This is a genomic window from Bradyrhizobium guangdongense (assembly GCF_004114975.1).
Classification (GTDB): Bacteria; Pseudomonadota; Alphaproteobacteria; order Rhizobiales; family Xanthobacteraceae; genus Bradyrhizobium; species Bradyrhizobium guangdongense.
Window position 1 is genome coordinate 4,690,436 of record NZ_CP030051.1, and the last position, 14,460, is coordinate 4,704,895.

At 65.6% G+C, this 14,460-nt stretch carries 14 protein-coding genes; 5 read left to right on the top strand and 9 right to left on the bottom strand.

Annotated features, from left to right (window positions below; translation table 11 throughout):
* Positions 1 to 37 precede the first annotated feature (37 nt).
* On the bottom strand, positions 38 to 1,570 hold the full coding sequence (locus X265_RS22550; protein ID WP_128966809.1) for an acyl-CoA carboxylase subunit beta: 1,533 nt from the start codon (positions 1,568 to 1,570) through the stop codon (positions 38 to 40).
* Between the two features lie 139 nt (positions 1,571 to 1,709).
* Between X265_RS22550 and X265_RS22555 the strand changes: the two genes are divergently transcribed.
* The 3 genes from X265_RS22555 to X265_RS22565 all read left to right on the top strand — a co-directional run bounded on the left by X265_RS22555 (position 1,710) and on the right by X265_RS22565 (position 3,938).
* Positions 1,710 to 2,114 (top strand): DUF4260 domain-containing protein, encoded by a 405-nt coding sequence (locus X265_RS22555; RefSeq protein WP_128966810.1) that lies wholly within the window; start codon positions 1,710 to 1,712, stop codon positions 2,112 to 2,114.
* A 165-nt stretch (positions 2,115 to 2,279) separates the two neighbouring features.
* Positions 2,280 to 2,876: a hypothetical protein gene (locus X265_RS22560; RefSeq protein WP_164939037.1), complete on the top strand. Its 597-nt coding sequence runs from the start codon at positions 2,280 to 2,282 to the stop codon at positions 2,874 to 2,876.
* A gap of 69 nt (positions 2,877 to 2,945) precedes the next feature.
* Complete coding sequence (locus X265_RS22565) at positions 2,946 to 3,938, top strand: dienelactone hydrolase family protein (RefSeq protein ID WP_128966812.1); 993 nt, start codon at positions 2,946 to 2,948, stop codon at positions 3,936 to 3,938.
* Positions 3,939 to 3,978: 40 nt separating this feature from the next.
* On the opposite strand, the gene X265_RS22570 is transcribed toward X265_RS22565, so the two are convergent.
* From X265_RS22570 to X265_RS22585, 3 genes are read right to left on the bottom strand one after another with little or no spacing between them, the layout of a single operon-like run.
* On the bottom strand, positions 3,979 to 4,242 hold the full coding sequence (locus tag X265_RS22570; RefSeq protein WP_128966813.1) for an EscU/YscU/HrcU family type III secretion system export apparatus switch protein: 264 nt from the start codon (positions 4,240 to 4,242) through the stop codon (positions 3,979 to 3,981).
* Positions 4,239 to 5,876, bottom strand: a complete 1,638-nt coding sequence (gene fliK / locus X265_RS22575; protein ID WP_164938743.1) for a flagellar hook-length control protein FliK — start codon at positions 5,874 to 5,876, stop codon at positions 4,239 to 4,241. Before fliK ends, X265_RS22570 begins: the two co-directional genes overlap by 4 nt.
* A gap of 57 nt (positions 5,877 to 5,933) precedes the next feature.
* Positions 5,934 to 6,728 (bottom strand): ATP12 family chaperone protein, encoded by a 795-nt coding sequence (locus tag X265_RS22585; RefSeq protein WP_128966814.1) that lies wholly within the window; start codon positions 6,726 to 6,728, stop codon positions 5,934 to 5,936.
* Positions 6,729 to 6,803: 75 nt separating this feature from the next.
* Between X265_RS22585 and X265_RS22590 the strand changes: the two genes are divergently transcribed.
* Positions 6,804 to 7,250 carry a hypothetical protein gene (locus X265_RS22590; protein ID WP_128966815.1) on the top strand — a complete coding sequence of 149 codons (447 nt, stop codon included), beginning with the start codon at positions 6,804 to 6,806 and terminating at the stop codon, positions 7,248 to 7,250.
* A 43-nt stretch (positions 7,251 to 7,293) separates the two neighbouring features.
* Here X265_RS22590 and X265_RS22595 read toward each other — a convergent pair whose 3' ends face one another.
* The 4 genes from X265_RS22595 to X265_RS22610 form a co-directional block, all read right to left on the bottom strand.
* Complete coding sequence (locus X265_RS22595; protein ID WP_128966816.1) at positions 7,294 to 8,523, bottom strand: RluA family pseudouridine synthase; 1,230 nt, start codon at positions 8,521 to 8,523, stop codon at positions 7,294 to 7,296.
* A gap of 52 nt (positions 8,524 to 8,575) precedes the next feature.
* The gene (locus X265_RS22600; protein WP_128966817.1) at positions 8,576 to 9,913 is read right to left on the bottom strand and encodes a replication-associated recombination protein A; all 1,338 of its coding nucleotides are present in this window, start codon (positions 9,911 to 9,913) and stop codon (positions 8,576 to 8,578) included.
* Entirely contained in the window at positions 9,910 to 11,316 is a 1,407-nt protein-coding gene (locus X265_RS22605) for a DegQ family serine endoprotease (protein WP_164938744.1), read from the bottom strand. The genes X265_RS22600 and X265_RS22605 overlap by 4 nt, the downstream gene beginning before the upstream one ends.
* Before the next feature lie 202 nt (positions 11,317 to 11,518).
* Positions 11,519 to 11,896, bottom strand: a complete 378-nt coding sequence (locus X265_RS22610; RefSeq protein ID WP_100176988.1) for a winged helix-turn-helix transcriptional regulator — start codon at positions 11,894 to 11,896, stop codon at positions 11,519 to 11,521.
* A 120-nt stretch (positions 11,897 to 12,016) separates the two neighbouring features.
* Here X265_RS22610 and X265_RS22615 point away from each other — a divergent pair, with 120 nt between their 5' ends.
* Positions 12,017 to 13,030 carry a zinc-binding alcohol dehydrogenase family protein gene (locus X265_RS22615; protein ID WP_128966818.1) on the top strand — a complete coding sequence of 338 codons (1,014 nt, stop codon included), beginning with the start codon at positions 12,017 to 12,019 and terminating at the stop codon, positions 13,028 to 13,030.
* A gap of 98 nt (positions 13,031 to 13,128) precedes the next feature.
* On the opposite strand, the gene X265_RS22620 is transcribed toward X265_RS22615, so the two are convergent.
* Positions 13,129 to 14,445 (bottom strand): chloride channel protein, encoded by a 1,317-nt coding sequence (locus X265_RS22620; protein WP_128966819.1) that lies wholly within the window; start codon positions 14,443 to 14,445, stop codon positions 13,129 to 13,131.
* Positions 14,446 to 14,460: the final 15 nt, after the last annotated feature.

Here is a 14,460-nt window from a genome sequence, read left to right on the forward strand (position 1 = left end):
ACCCGGATTTCGCCTGCGCTCCATCCGGGCTACGCGATCACAACGGCAAATTGTCGTGCTTCTTCGCCGGCGCCTCGACCTTCTTGTCCTTCAGCATCGCCAGCGCCCGGGCGATCCGCTTCCGCGTCGAGTGCGGCATGATGACGTCGTCGATGTAGCCGCGCTCGGCGGCGATGAAGGGTGACAGGAAGCGGTCTTCGTATTCCTTGGTGCGCGCGGCGATCTTGTCGGGGTCGCCGATGTCACTGCGGAAGATGATCTCGACCGCGCCCTTGGCGCCCATGACGGCGATCTGGGCGGTCGGCCAGGCGTAGTTCATGTCGGCACCGATTTCCTTGGACGCCATGACGTCGAAGGCGCCGCCATAGGCCTTGCGGGTGATGATGGTGACTAGCGGCACGGTGCACTGCGAGTACGCGAACAGGAGTTTTGCGCCGTGCTTGATCAGGCCGCCATATTCCTGCGCAGTGCCCGGCAGGAAGCCCGGCACGTCGACGAAGGTGACGATCGGGATGTTGAAGGCGTCACAAAAACGAACGAAGCGCGCGGCCTTGCGCGAGGCGTCAGAATCGAGCACGCCGGCCAGCACCATCGGCTGATTGGCGACGAAGCCGACGGTGCGGCCCGCGATGCGTCCGAAGCCGGTGACGATGTTCTTGGCGAAGGCTTCCGCGATCTCGAAGAAGTCGCCCTCGTCCACGACCTTCAGGATCAGCTCCTTCATGTCGTAGGGCTTGTTCGGATTGTCGGGGATCAGGGTATCGAGCGACATGTCGATCCGGGCGGTGTCGTCGAAGCTCGGCCATTCCGGCACGCCGTCGGTGTTATTGGACGGCAGGAAGTCGATCAGGCGCCGCATCTGCAGCAGCGTCTCGACGTCGTTCTCGAAGGCGCCGTCGGCGATCGAGGAGCGCGTCGCGTGCACCGAGGCGCCGCCGAGCTCTTCCGCCGTGACGACCTCGTTGGTCACGGTCTTCACCACGTCGGGGCCGGTGACGAACATGTAGCTGGTGTTCTTCACCATGAAGATGAAGTCGGTCATCGCAGGCGAATAGACGTCGCCGCCAGCGCAGGGACCCATGATGACCGAGATCTGCGGGATCACGCCCGAGGCGAGCACGTTGCGGCGGAACACGTAGGAATAACCTGCGAGCGCGGCGACGCCCTCCTGGATGCGCGCGCCGCCCGCGTCATAGAGGCCGATGATGGGCGCCCGCGCCTTCATCGCCATGTCCTGGAGCTTGGTGATCTTAAGCGCGTGGGTCTCGGAGAGCGAGCCGCCGAACACCGTGAAGTCCTTGGCGAAGACGAACGTCTTGCGGCCGTTGACGGTGCCCCAGCCGGTGACGACGCCGTCGCCCGGCACCTTGGTCTTCTCCATGCCGAACTCGGTAGAACGGTGCTCGACGAACATGTCGAACTCCTCGAACGATCCCTTGTCGAGCAGCAGCTCGATGCGCTCGCGCGCGGTCAGCTTGCCGCGGGCGTGCTGCGCCTCGATGCGCTTCTCCCCGCCGCCGAGCTTGGCGCCGGCACGACGGTCTTCAAGGGCGTCCAGGATGTGTTTCATTTGCTCCCGCCAGTTCTTAAGTGATGCGGGGTTCTAACACGGCATTTTGCGGGGCGGGAAGCCGCTTTCGGCCTTGCAGGGCAGCCCTGAATCAGCGTGAAAGCGCAAGGAATTTCAAAGTTTTGCCCGGGAGACGAGCATGAGCGAAGCAACGGCCGAGACCGGCGCGGCAACGGGCGGTGTCAACATCCTGCTGCGGCTGGAGGGCCTGACCTTGTTTGCGGGGATGGTGGTGCTCTACTGGGCCTGGGACGGTTCCTGGTGGGTCTTTGCCCTGCTGTTCTTCGTCCCCGATCTGAGTTTCCTGGCCTACCTCGTCGATGCCAGATTCGGCGCGCTGGTCTATAACGCCGCCCACAGCTACATGACCCCGGTGGCGCTGCTGACGCTGGGCTTCGGCCTGGCCTCGCCGCTCACTTTGTCCATCGCCTTGATCTGGCTCGCCCATATCGGCATCGACCGTGCGCTGGGCTACGGCCTGAAATATTCCGCCGGGTTCGGCTTCACCCATCTGGGGCGGATCGGCCGACAGAAGGACGCCTGAGCTCGGCGTGCCTGGGCGGCAGGATCGCCGTCATTTTGTCGCGCGTCGCCGGTTGACCTGACCAGCCGATTCAGGCTTGCTCAGGGCTTGCGATCAGGCGCCGAATGTTGCGTGAGCTCAGTCGGTACGGCGGCGGTCATCACGTCCGGCTGCAAGCATCTGTCCATGTCCGCCACGGTCGTTCCCCTGCTTCCGAACAGCGCGTCCGAGACCACCGATTTCCTGCGGCGGATGGCCAGCATGGTGTCGGGTCGGAACGGCGAGATGCTGCTGCGCGCGGCCAGCCTGATCGAGTCGCTGGCACAGCGCGCGATGTCGGCCGAGCGGCTGTTCCACGAGCAGCAGGAGGAGAACAAGCGGCTCGCCGAGCGGCATGAAGCCGCCGAGCTCGCCTCCGACGCCATGTTCAACCAGATCGCCGCGCTGCGAACGCAGCTTGCGGAGGTGAGCGCGGCTGCAGCTGCCGAACGGGCCGGCTTCGATAGCGAGCGCAGCAAGCTGCTCATGCTGATGCAGGATGCGGAAAGCCATATCGGCAGGCTCACCGCCGAACTCGATGGCCTGCGCGCCTCCGTCGATGCTTTCAACGAGACCGCGGTCTCCGTGCCGATCGAGGTGCTGCGGCTGGCGCGGACCCAGTTCGACTATCTCTCCAGCGGCTTTGCGCGTAAAGGCGACGTGATCTCGCAGGCGATGAGCGAGATCGGCGGCTTCGCCATCGACCAGGCACTGGCAGCAAAGAAGCCGGTCGACAAGGCGTGAGACGCGCCAGCGCAAATTGACAGCGCGTACGGGCGTTGATCTACTTCCCGAAAATCGAGGGAGGATCCGATGCCGAGGCCATTCCGCGCCGCTGCGGCGCTCATCGCGCTCTGCATGTCCACCGGGCTCGCCGGCGCGCAATCGCTTCCCAAGGACGCGCCTGCCCGGACCGAGATCTTCCCGATCCCGTCACTCACCCTTTCCGACCAGCAATTCCTGAGCGGCGATGCCGCGGCCGGCAAGCCGGTCACGGTGGCCGGCGAATTCCGCGTCGCGCAAGGGTCAGGCAAGATGCCGGTCGTCGTGCTGATGCACGGCTCGAGCGGCGTCGGCCCTACCACGGACGCCTGGGTGCACGCCTTCAACGCCATGGGCATCTCGACCTTCGTCATCGACGGCTTCACCGGCCGCGGGCTCACCGTGGTCGGACCGAACCAGGCGCTGCTCGGACGGCTCAATCTCATCATCGACGTCTATCGTTCGCTTGAGATTTTGGCGAAGCATCCCCGCGTCGATCCTGAGCGCATCGTGCTGATGGGCTTTTCGCGCGGCGGCCAGGCGACACTCTATGCGAGCCTCGAGCGCTTCCACAAGCTCTGGAATAGGTCCGGTTTGCAGTTTGCGGCCTACATCCCGTTCTATCCGGACTGCTCGACGACCTATCAGGCCGACACCGACGTCGCCGCGCGCCCGATCCGCATCTTCCACGGCGCGCCTGATGATTATAATCCCGTGAAGAGCTGCAAGGCCTTCGTCGAGCGGCTCAAGATCGCGGGACGCGACGTGGTGCTGACCGAATACCCCGATAGCGCCCACGGCTTCGACAGCGGCCTGCTCGGCGTCGCCTCGGTCGCGGTGTCGGCCAACGCGCAGACCGTGCGCAACTGTCATATCAAGGAAGGCGACGGCGGCGTGCTGATGAACGGCGACACCAACGCGCCGTTCACCTACAAGGATTCCTGCGTCGAGCTCAACCCGCATGTCGGCGGCAATCCCACCACGGCCGCGGAGTCGCGCAAAGCGGTGGTGGAGTTCTTGCAGGCGTTGTTCAAGTTGGGCTAGGCGCTTCTCCGTCACTGCGAGCGAGAGAGACGCGTCAGCGCTACCGCCCCCGGCCCGACAGCCGCAGCACGAACACCAGCACTTCAGCGACGGCCTTGTAGAGATCTGGCGGAATCTCTTCGCCGAGTTCGACCTTGGAGAGTGCGCCGGCCAGCACTTCATTCTCCTCGATCGGGATATCGTGGGCTCTGGCGATCTCGACAATCTTGGCGCCGATCGTGCCTTTGCCTTTGGCGACGACCACGGGCGCGCCGCTGCCCTTCTCGTAATGCAGCGCAATTGCGAGCTTGGAGTCCTCGCTCATGTGGCGCGATCCAGGAAATGCCCGGCACGCGCCGGCGCAGGTTGCGGCGGCGTGCCCTCGCGCACGATGATCTCACCGGGCTTAAGCTCGGCCTTGGTGAGCGCCTGATTGAGCTCACCGATGCCGGCGCGGAGCTGCTGCGCCGTCGCCGGCCGTTCGGCCCACATCCGCACAAAAGTCTTGTCGCCATTCAGCGTGATCAACGCATGCACGGGACCGCTCGGCTCGACGTTGAGGGTGAAGCGCGCGCGCCAGGCACGCTTGGCGGGATCTGGTGTTTCGTTGTCGCCATCTCGCGAAATCTCGAATTGAGCCATCGCGGTGCCCTGCGGGGTTGCGAACGGAATCTCGAAATTCCACTGCGGCACGGTCGGATCGACGCGATGGCCGCTGGCATCGGTGCGATCAGGGAGTGAAGCGACCTGCAGCAGCGTCTGCCGCGCGGTCGCGGCGTCGGTGTCGCCAAGCAGGCGATGCACGGCTGCAGCGAGCGGTGCGTTTGGTGCGAGCGAGGGCAAGGCGACCGCTTGCGGTGACGGCAAAGCACCGCGGAACGGCGGTGGCGTCGTCGTACGCGTGGCGGCTTCGAAGACGTGACCGTCAGGCACGGGCTTATTCGAGCCCGGCACGTTGCCGGTCATGCGCGGCAGGCTTTGCGTGACCTCTTGCAGCAGGGTTGCGGCGAGACTCGCCGACATGCGCGGCAGCGCCGCCGGCGGTGTTGCGCCAGCCACGTCCGCCAGCACGGCAGCCGCGAGCGCAGCGTTGCGCGGCAATTGCTCGGCTTGGGCACCTCCAGCGTCAGGCGTTGGCAAAGCCGTTTGCGCGGTCTCGCCTGCCACTTGCGGCACCGATGCAGCGGTCTGCGGAGCCGCAACAACACTTGGGGTAGGCGTGCTATTTGGCGCGGCGACCTGTGGCGCGGCCGGCTCGATCGCGCCCGATGTTGCCGCCAGCGTCTGGCGCAGCACCAACAGCGCCGCCTTCAGGTCCGGCACGGTGTCCGACGGCGGCGTCGTACCTGACGCGAGCGAGGCCTCGAGAAACAGGCCGGACTTCTGGAAAGCGGATTCGATGTCGCCGCCGTCGAGCGCGGTGTTGAGCGGCGTCTGTTGCGCCAGCACGGCCTGCACGGCCTGCTTGAGGCTTTCGGGCAGATCGCTGCCTGATACGATCGACGCCAGATTGGCGAACAGCGGCGCCTGACTGCCCTGTATTGTGACCGCCTCGGCCGAAGCTGCGGTGACGGCGACCTGCTCTGAAGGCGTCAGGGTGTTGCGGGCCGCGGTTGCCGATGGCGCGAGCGAGGGGCTTTCGACCAGCGAGGCCGCCGTCGGCGTCAGCGTGATCTGATCAGCGCTCGCCTCGCCTGCCCCGTTGACGACGGCAAGCCGGATCGTACCGGCGTTCTGCGACACCGCGAGCTGGAGATTCTGCCCTGGGGTCAGCGACACCTCGGACATCACGTCCATCGAGAGATTGGCGATCGCGATCCGCACCAGATTGTCGGCAAGCACGCTGACGACCCTGGCATCGACCACGCTGCCGGCCTGCAGCACAATATCCGGGCTCGCCGCATCAGCCGCGGGGCTGGGAGCACTGACGGGAAGGATCGAAGTGACAGGCGTCGGCATTTTCAGAGCCCAGGGAACGCTGGTCTTCACCCTAAGGCCGCCGTCGTAAACCTCTCGTTAAGGACCTTTGGCCGTCTCGGCAGTGACGGCCGCCAGCACCGCCACGGCAGCCTCGAAATCCCGCAAGCGGGTGGCGCGGCGGGCGGCTGCCTCCTCGTCCACGCCCCACTGGTCGATGTTCCAGTCCTCGTCGACATGGGCGGCGGCCCAGACCTGATCGGCGTCGCGCATGCCGTGGGCCAGCGCCAGCGCCAGCAGCGCCGAACCGGTCAGGGTCGTCACCATGTGGAGGGCCGCGACCGACCAGGGATCATCAGGCAGCGCCGCGCGGGCGGCCCTGAGCGCCTCGTCCGGCTGCTTCACATGCATGACACCCTCGGACAGGATGAAATGCGCTCCCAGTCTCTCCGCGGCCCAGAACAGCACAGGATCCCAATGTGCGGCCTCGCGGGCGACCAGCCCCTCGGGGTGGCCGGCGCGATAGAACAGCAGGTCGGTCTCGAAATATTTTGCGAGGTCGTCAGTGACAAGCTGGACGCGGTCGATCACCCCCTCAACCACGCTGTTGGCGATCCGCGTCAGCGGCATAGTGACTGGATCGATCGCCTCGCCCTGAGCGGCCCATTCCGCGGCCACGGCATCGGCGAGCGCCCGCGCGGGGATTACCACTTGTCGGCTGGACGGTGTGCGGATCGGCCTCCCATCGAGCGTGATGGCAAAGCCGCCCTCGGCTTCCGCGACGCCGGCTTCCTTGTAGAAGCGCTTGCGCAGCGGCGTGCGCGCGGAGGCCCGCGCCGACTCCCTGGGATCCGGCGGGGGCTGGCCAGCTGCCTCTTCGAACAATTCGCGCATGTGAGTTTTCGGTCCCGGTCGCTCGATGCTAGGCTTTTAAGATAAGACCTGTGGCCGATAAAGCGAGCGGCGGGCATGAGGGAACTTGCGGCCATTGCGGCCCTGTTGACCGGGCTGTGGCCCGCCGCCGGCGAAGCCGGTTTTCGCAGTCCGGAATCGCTGGTCCGCAACGTCTATGCCCATTACGGCGATGGCGCGCCGGAACTCTCCAAGGGCCTGCCGCGGGATGAGGCCACGGCCCGGCAATTCTTCGATCCCACCCTGCGCAAGGCGTGGTCTGCGCCACGCAGCGAGCCCTATGACTTCCTGGTGCAGAGCCCGAGTTGGAAGCTCGGCCCGATCACCATTGCCATCATCCGCAAGCAGTACGACAAGACCTATGTCGCGGTGAACTTCGACAATCGCGGCCGACCGGCGACGCTGAACTTCGTCTTGGTCAACGGTCCGGAGGGCTGGCTGATCACGGATGTCGAGAGCCCGCATGACAGTCTGCGGATGTTTCTGGAGCAGTTCCGGAATTGAGGGAGCCAGAGCTGCCTCCACGCTAGGAACGGGGGCTCCGCCCCTACTCCTCCGGCGCGTTCTCGATCGGGTCGAACCGGCTGGCGTCCAGCCCGAGCAGATTCCACGACTGCTGCATATGCGGCGGCAGTGGCGCGGTGGCGTCGATCACACCGCCGCGGGGATGCGGAATGACGATGCGGCGCGCCAGCAGATGCAGCCGGTTTTGCAGGCCCCCCGGCAGCTGCCAGTTCTCGATGTTGAAATATTTGGGATCGCCGACGATGGGATGGCCGATATGGGCCATGTGGGCGCGAAGCTGGTGGGTGCGGCCGGTCACGGGCTTCAGCGACACCCAGGTCAGCTTGTTGCCGGCGGTTTCGACCACTGCGTAATAGGTCACCGCGTGGCTGGCGCCCTCGTCGCCGTGCTGGGCGATGCGCATGATGGTGTCGTCCTCGCTCTCTTCCTTCGCAAGAAAGGTCGAGATGCGGCCCTGCTTGGGCTTCGGCAGGCCCGGCACCAGTGCCCAATAGACCTTGCGCGCCGAGCGCGAGCGGAAGGCGCCGGTCAGATGCGAGGCGGCAAAGCGCGTCTTGGCGATCAGCAGGCACCCCGAGGTCTCGCGATCGATGCGGTGCACGAGCCGCGGCTTCTGACCTTTGGCATCGCGCATCACCTCCAGCATCTGATCGATGTGCCGCGTCATGCCCGAGCCGCCTTGCACGGCAAGGCCGGCGGGCTTGTTCAAGACGAGGACGTCGTCGTCCTCGTAGATCGTCATCTCCTTCAGCGCCTTGAGCGTCTTCTGCTCAGCTTCCGAGAGCTCGCCGCCGACCTTCGGCGTATCGAGCTTCAGCGGCGGAATGCGGACGCTCTGGCCCTCCTCCAGGCGGTCCTTGCTGTCGACCCGCTTGCCGTCGACGCGCAGCTCGCCTTTGCGGACCACGCGCTGGATGTGGGAGAACGACAGCCCGGGAAAGCGCGCTTCGAGGAAGCGATCGACGCGCATGTTGTTCTCGTCCGCCGTCACCTTGACCGTCTGCACCTTGGTCGGCAGCAGTGCCTCGACCGGCTTGGCCGGCGCGGCCCTTTCCAGCTCAGCCCTCTCCAGCTTTGCTTTGGGCGGGCGCCGCTCGGCGCGCTCGCCGGCAAAGCGCGGCGGCTTGCCTCCGGGTTTACCACCCGGCCGCGGCCCGGCCTTTTTCGCGCTCCGCGCCTGATGCGGGCGCGATTCCTTGCGCTCGTCGCGCGAACGGGGCTGTTGGTTGGTTCTTTTGATGCGGCGGCTCATGCTTGCCTGCCTACCCTAAAAGCGGCCTTTCGTCACGACGAAATGGCCGACTCTAGCGCGAGCCGCCCCGCTCCTTGCGCAGCTTGGCCCAGTAATCCAGTCGCTTCCTGATCTCGCGCTCGAAGCCGCGCTCGGGCGGGTCGTAGAAGGTCTGGCGGCCCAGGGCTTCCGGAAAGTAGTCCTGGCCGGAGAAGGCGTCGGGGGCGTCGTGATCGTATTCGTAAGCTGCGCCGTAGCCCTCCGACTTCATCAGCTTGGTCGGCGAGTTCAGGATGTGCTTGGGCGGCAGCAGCGAGCCAGCCTGCTTTGCCACCTGCATCGCCGTGCCGAAGGCGGTGTAGACCGCATTCGATTTCGGTGCGGTGGCGAGATAGACCACCGCCTGCGCGATCGCGAGCTCACCCTCGGGATGACCCAGGAAGTCGAAGGCGTCTTTCGCCGCATTGGCGATGACGAGCGCCTGCGGATCGGCAAGCCCAATATCCTCGACAGCCATGCGCACGACGCGGCGGGCCAGGAACAGCGGGTCCTCGCCGGCGTCCAGCATGCGCGCGAGATAATAGAGCGCGGCGTCCGGATCGGAGCCGCGCACCGATTTATGCAGCGCCGAGATCAGGTTGTAATGGCCGTCGGCGGATTTGTCGTAGATCGGCGCGCGGCGTTGCAGGATGTCCTGCAACTGCGCGGCATTGAATATCTCGTCCGCTCGTGCCGAACGCCAGACCTCTTCGGCGAGCGTCAGTGACGCGCGGCCATCGCCGTCGGCCATCCGCACCAGCACCGCCCTCGCCTCCGCATCGAGCGGCAGCTTCTTGCCCTCGACCTCCTCGGCATGCGCGAACAGTTTTTCGATGGCGGCGGCATCGAGCGAGCGAAACACCAGCACGCGTGCGCGGGAGAGCAACGCCGCATTGAGCTCGAACGACGGATTTTCCGTGGTGGCGCCGACCATCACGACGGTGCCGTCCTCCATGACCGGCAGAAAGGAATCCTGCTGGGCACGGTTGAAGCGATGCACCTCGTCGACGAACAACAGCGTGCCCTTGCCCATCTCGCGGCGGGCACGCGCGGCGTCGAATGCTTTCTTCAAGTCCGCAACGCCGGAGAACACCGCAGAGATCTGCTCGAAATGCAGATCCGTCGCGTCCGCGAGCAGCCGCGCCACCGTGGTCTTGCCGGTGCCGGGCGGACCCCAGAACACCAGCGAGCCCAGCGTGCGCGTCTCCAGCATGCGCGTCAGCGCACCGTCGGGGCCGAGGATGTGATCCTGACCGACGACTTCCGACAATGCACGCGGCCGCAGCCGGTCCGGCAGCGGATGCGGAGCCTCGTGATCGAGCCCCGCCGCGGCGAAGAGAGTTGGCGTGTCGTGTGGTCGCTTCGGACTCATCCGCCCAGCGTGACGTTGATCTGCTGACCGCCGCGCACCACCGCGATGCGCCAGAGCCGAGGCTGCTCCTTGGCGGCCTTCTCCAGGTCGCTGGTCTTGGCGATCTTCTGGTTATTGACGGACAGGATGATGTCGCCCTTCTGGAAGCCAACGTTCTGCGCCGCCGTGCCGTCGCCGATGTCGGTGACGACGACGCCCTCGGTATCGGCATCCAGATGCAGCTCGTCGGCCACCGCTGGCGTGATGGTGGAAATCCTGGCGCCCTGGAACGGCGAACGCGTGGTGATGACGAGTTCGTTGCGGCCGGTGTCAGGCGCGGTCTCGAGCGCGATCGTCAGCTTGAGCGGCTTGCTGCCGCGCTGCACGTCGATCTGCGCGGTGCCGCCGAGTGGACGGGTGGCAAAGCGATAGTCGAATGCGTTGGGATCGTCCACGGTCTGGCCATCGATCGCGGTGATCAGGTCGGAGGATTTCAGGCCGGCCTTCGCCGCGGGACCGTTCGGCACGACGCTTGCGACCAGGGCGCCGCTCGGCGTCTTGAGGCCGAGGCTTTCGGCGATCTCCGGCGTCACCGCCTGCAACTTCGCGCCGAGCCACGGACGCTTCACGGCCTTGCCGCCGCTCTTGGCGGAGGCCACGACCACGCGGACCATGTTGGCCGGAATCGCAAAACCGATGCCTTGCGAGCCGCCGGAGCGCGAATAGATCGCGGTGTTGATGCCGGCGAGCCGGCCATTCATGTCCACCAGCGCGCCACCGGAATTGCCGGGGTTGATCGGCGCGTCCGTCTGGATGAAGAACTGATAGTCGGTGATGCCGACCTGCGTGCGGGCCAACGCCGAGATGATGCCGTGGGTCACGGTCTGGCCGACACCGAACGGATTGCCGATCGCCAGCACGACGTCGCCGACCATCAGTTCATCGGAGTTGGTGAACTCGAGCGCCGGGAACTTCTCGTGGCTGTCCTTGAGACGCAGCACGGCGAGGTCGCTGCGGGAATCCTTCAGCACGATCTCGGCCTCAAATTCCCGCTTGTCCGACAGCGACACCTTCACCTGGTCGGCGCCCTCGATGACATGGACGTTGGTGACGACGAGCCCGGAGGAATCGACGATCACGCCCGAACCCAGCGAGCGCTGCACCTGCTCCTGCTGCCCGCCGCCGCCGAAGAAACGACGGAAGATCGGATCGTCCAGCAGCGGATTTCGGTTCTGCACCACCTTGGCGGCATAGACGTTGACGACCGCCGGCTGCACCCGCTGCACGATCGGCGCATAGGACAGCCGCAGTTCGGCCGGCGAGGACGGGACGCGACGGTCCTGCGCGGCAGCCGGATTGAAGTGGGCCGAAAAGCCTATGCACAATGCCGTGACGACGGCGGCGGTCGAGATCGATCGAAACATTCCTACCTCTTGGAAAAGACGCCGGAATATAGGCGTGTTCGCCCCCCAATAGAAGGGCGCCCGGCGGTAATAATGGGGCCCCGTCTTCGGTGAAGGCCAGCACGTCGTTGAATGCGGTTGCCCTGCGCGCGCAGGTGGCTTTCCGAAGACGCTACACCTCTCCCCGCTGGGGAGAGGTGAGGAATGCAACCGCTCCCGCTCCTCACGCCGCGCGCTTCGGCTTTCTCACGACGACCGGCGGCGGTGCGCAGGACAGCCGCTGTTGGTGGCTCTCGCCCCAGGCCTTCAGAATATCGATCACCGGCTTGAGACTCTCGCCGAGTTCGGAAAGGCAATACTCCACCCGCGGCGGCACTTCGGCGTAGACCTTGCGGATGACGAGCTTGTCCTCTTCCAGCGCGCGAAGCTGCTTCGTCAGCATGCGCTGGGTGATGCCGGGCATCCGGCGGCGCAATTCGCCGAAGCGCTGGGTGCCGCTCTGGAGATGGTAGAGGATCACGCCCTTCCATTTGCCGTCGATCAGGTCCAGCGTCGCCTCGACCGAGCAGCCCGGGCGCCGGGCAAAATTGCGCCGTTTCATGCGTGTTTTCCCAATAGTATCCAAACAGGGACTATATCCCCGAATTTACAGTACTTGCCAAATCGGAGCCAGGGCGACAGTTAGAGCGGTAGGCGAAACGCCATCTGATGGAGACAAGCCATGAAGGCCGTCGGCTACAAGCAGTCGCTTCCGATCGAGGATCAGGATGCGCTGATCGATTTCGAAACCGCTAAGCCCGAGCCGAAGGGACGCGACATCCGCGTCGCCGTGAAGGCGATCTCGGCCAATCCCGTCGATTACAAGGTGCGCAAGCGCGCCGCCCCGCCCGAAGGCGAGACCAAGATTCTCGGCTATGACGCCGCCGGCGTGGTCGACGCCGTCGGCCCCGAGGTCACGCTGTTCAAGCCGGGCGACGAGGTGTTTTACGCCGGCTCGATCCTGCGCCAGGGCACCAATGCCGAATTCCACCTGGTCGACGAACGCATCGTCGGCAACAAGCCGAAGTCGCTGTCGTTCGCGCAGGCCGCGGCCCTGCCCCTCACCTCCATCACCGCGTGGGAACTGCTGTTCGACCGGCTCGGCGCAGTCCCCGGCAAGAGCGTCGATCCGCGCACGCTCCTGATCACCGGCGGCGCCGGCGGTGTCGGTTCGATCCTGATCCAGCTCGCGCGCCGCCTCACCGGCCTCACACTGGTTGCGACTGCGACGCGGCCGGAATCGCAGAAGTGGTGCCTCGATCTCGGCGCCCATGCGGTGATCGATCACGGCAAGCCGATGAAGGAGCAGATCGAGAGCTTGAGGCTGCCGCCGGTCGCGCTGGTGGCGAGCCTCACCTTCACCGATCAGCACTACAAATCGATCGCCGAGTTCATGGCACCGCAGGGCCGTTTCGGCCTGATCGACGATCCCCCGGAATTCAACATGGGCACGTTCAAGGGCAAGGCGATCTCCGTGCATTGGGAATCCATGTTCACGCGCTCCTCGTTCCAGACGCCGGACATGATCGCGCAACATAACCTGCTCAATGACGTCGCCGACCTCATCGACAAGGGCGTTTTGCGCACCACGCTCGACCAGACTTTCGGCACGATCAACGCCGCCAACCTCAAGCGCGCGCATGCGCTGCTGGAAAGCGGCAAGTCGCGCGGCAAGATCGTGCTGGAAGGATGGTAAGCTGAGACCTCGTACGGTGGGCAAAGGCGCGCTTGCGCCGTGCCCGCCACCTCGCGACGGCGGCAAGAGATCGGGGGCACGCTTGCGCTTTGCCCAACCTACGGCGTCTTATCCTCCGGCGGACGGCTCGCCCGCTCAATGAAGCCTTTGGCGAGCGCGTGATAAATGCCTTCCTCGCAGATTATTCGCGAGGTTGCATGCGCAATCAACGCAGACGCCATCAACGGCACGACCATGCCGTGATTGTCGGTCATCTCGGTCACGATCACGAAGGCAGTGATCGGCGCCTGCACCACGCCGGCGAAATAGGAGACCATGCCGAGCAGCATGATCGCGCCGAGCGGCGCATCGTGGAAGAACGAGGCGATGTTGCTGCCGATGCCGGCACCGACGGCGAGCGACGGCGAGAAGATGCCGCCCGGGACACCGCTGATCGCGGCAAAGGTCGTCGCGAGGAGCTTGAGGATTCCGAAGTCTTGAGGCAATGGCGCGCTGTGGTCGAGTGCGGTCTTCACCTGCGCATAACCCGTGCCGTAGATCGTGTCTCCGGACACCAGGCCACAGATCGCGACGGCAAGGCCGCAGGCGAAGGCGAACCAGAGCGGATGGCCCTTGATCGCCCTTCCGAGCGGATTGTTGAAGCCGCGCGCCATGGCGATGACGACGCGGCTGAACAGGCCACCCGCGAGTCCCCCCGCCACGCCGCAAAGCGGAATGGCCAGCCAGTCGGCACCGCGCGCCAGCGTCATCGCGCTGCTGCCGAAATAGGCGTAATTGCCAGCCAGTGCGAGCGAGGTCAGACCGGCCGCGATAACGGCGGCAATGATGAGGCTCGACGTGCGGGTCTCGAACGCGCGGCTCATCTCCTCGATGCCGAAGACGATTCCCGCCAGCGGCGTATTGAAGGCCGCAGCGACGCCCGCGGCGGCACCGGCCAGGATCAACCCCGGCTGGCGGCGCGGCGAGACACGGCCGAGCGCAAACATGATGGAGGCACCGACCTGAACGGTCGGCCCTTCCCGCCCGACCGAGCCGCCGCACAGCAGCCCGAACAAAGTGAGGATGATCTTGCCGATCGCGATCCGGATCGAGACCAGATTAGCGCGCGCCGTCTGGTCGGTCAGATGCCGGGCGGCGATGGCCTGCGGAATGCCACTGCCCTGCGCATTCGGGAACAGGCGGATGGTCAGATAGGCCGACAGCATGAAGCCGAGCGGCGTCACCGCCAGCACGGCATAGCGCGACTTGGTCAGCAGGAGCGCAAAGGCGTGCTGCGCGAGATCGGCGAGCTGTGCCAGCGCCACCGCCGCGGCGCCGACCCCAATGCCGCCGAGCACGAAGATCGTGCGCCGCTGCCATCGCGCGGATGTGAGCCTGAACAGACGTTTGTGGCGGGTGGAGAGGGGCCAGAGCATGGAGCCCTGTTGTAC

Excerpts from the sequence above, each read along its gene's own strand:
- fliK (WP_164938743.1), bottom strand. The coding sequence starts at position 5,876 with ATGCCGACGCCTGTCACTTCGATCCTTCCCGTCAGTGCTCCCAGCCCC.
- X265_RS22585 (WP_128966814.1), bottom strand. The coding sequence starts at position 6,728 with ATGCGCGAATTGTTCGAAGAGGCAGCTGGCCAGCCCCCGCCGGATCCC.
- X265_RS22550 (WP_128966809.1), bottom strand. The coding sequence starts at position 1,570 with ATGAAACACATCCTGGACGCCCTTGAAGACCGTCGTGCCGGCGCCAAG.
- X265_RS22615 (WP_128966818.1), top strand. The coding sequence starts at position 12,017 with ATGAAGGCCGTCGGCTACAAGCAGTCGCTTCCGATCGAGGATCAGGAT.
- X265_RS22600 (WP_128966817.1), bottom strand. The coding sequence starts at position 9,913 with ATGAGTCCGAAGCGACCACACGACACGCCAACTCTCTTCGCCGCGGCG.
- X265_RS22590 (WP_128966815.1), top strand. The coding sequence starts at position 6,804 with ATGAGGGAACTTGCGGCCATTGCGGCCCTGTTGACCGGGCTGTGGCCC.
- X265_RS22610 (WP_100176988.1), bottom strand. The coding sequence starts at position 11,896 with ATGAAACGGCGCAATTTTGCCCGGCGCCCGGGCTGCTCGGTCGAGGCG.
- X265_RS22565 (WP_128966812.1), top strand. The coding sequence starts at position 2,946 with ATGCCGAGGCCATTCCGCGCCGCTGCGGCGCTCATCGCGCTCTGCATG.
- X265_RS22570 (WP_128966813.1), bottom strand. The coding sequence starts at position 4,242 with ATGAGCGAGGACTCCAAGCTCGCAATTGCGCTGCATTACGAGAAGGGC.
- X265_RS22595 (WP_128966816.1), bottom strand. The coding sequence starts at position 8,523 with ATGAGCCGCCGCATCAAAAGAACCAACCAACAGCCCCGTTCGCGCGAC.
- X265_RS22605 (WP_164938744.1), bottom strand. The coding sequence starts at position 11,316 with ATGTTTCGATCGATCTCGACCGCCGCCGTCGTCACGGCATTGTGCATA.
- X265_RS22560 (WP_164939037.1), top strand. The coding sequence starts at position 2,280 with ATGTCCGCCACGGTCGTTCCCCTGCTTCCGAACAGCGCGTCCGAGACC.
- X265_RS22555 (WP_128966810.1), top strand. The coding sequence starts at position 1,710 with ATGAGCGAAGCAACGGCCGAGACCGGCGCGGCAACGGGCGGTGTCAAC.
- X265_RS22620 (WP_128966819.1), bottom strand. The coding sequence starts at position 14,445 with ATGCTCTGGCCCCTCTCCACCCGCCACAAACGTCTGTTCAGGCTCACA.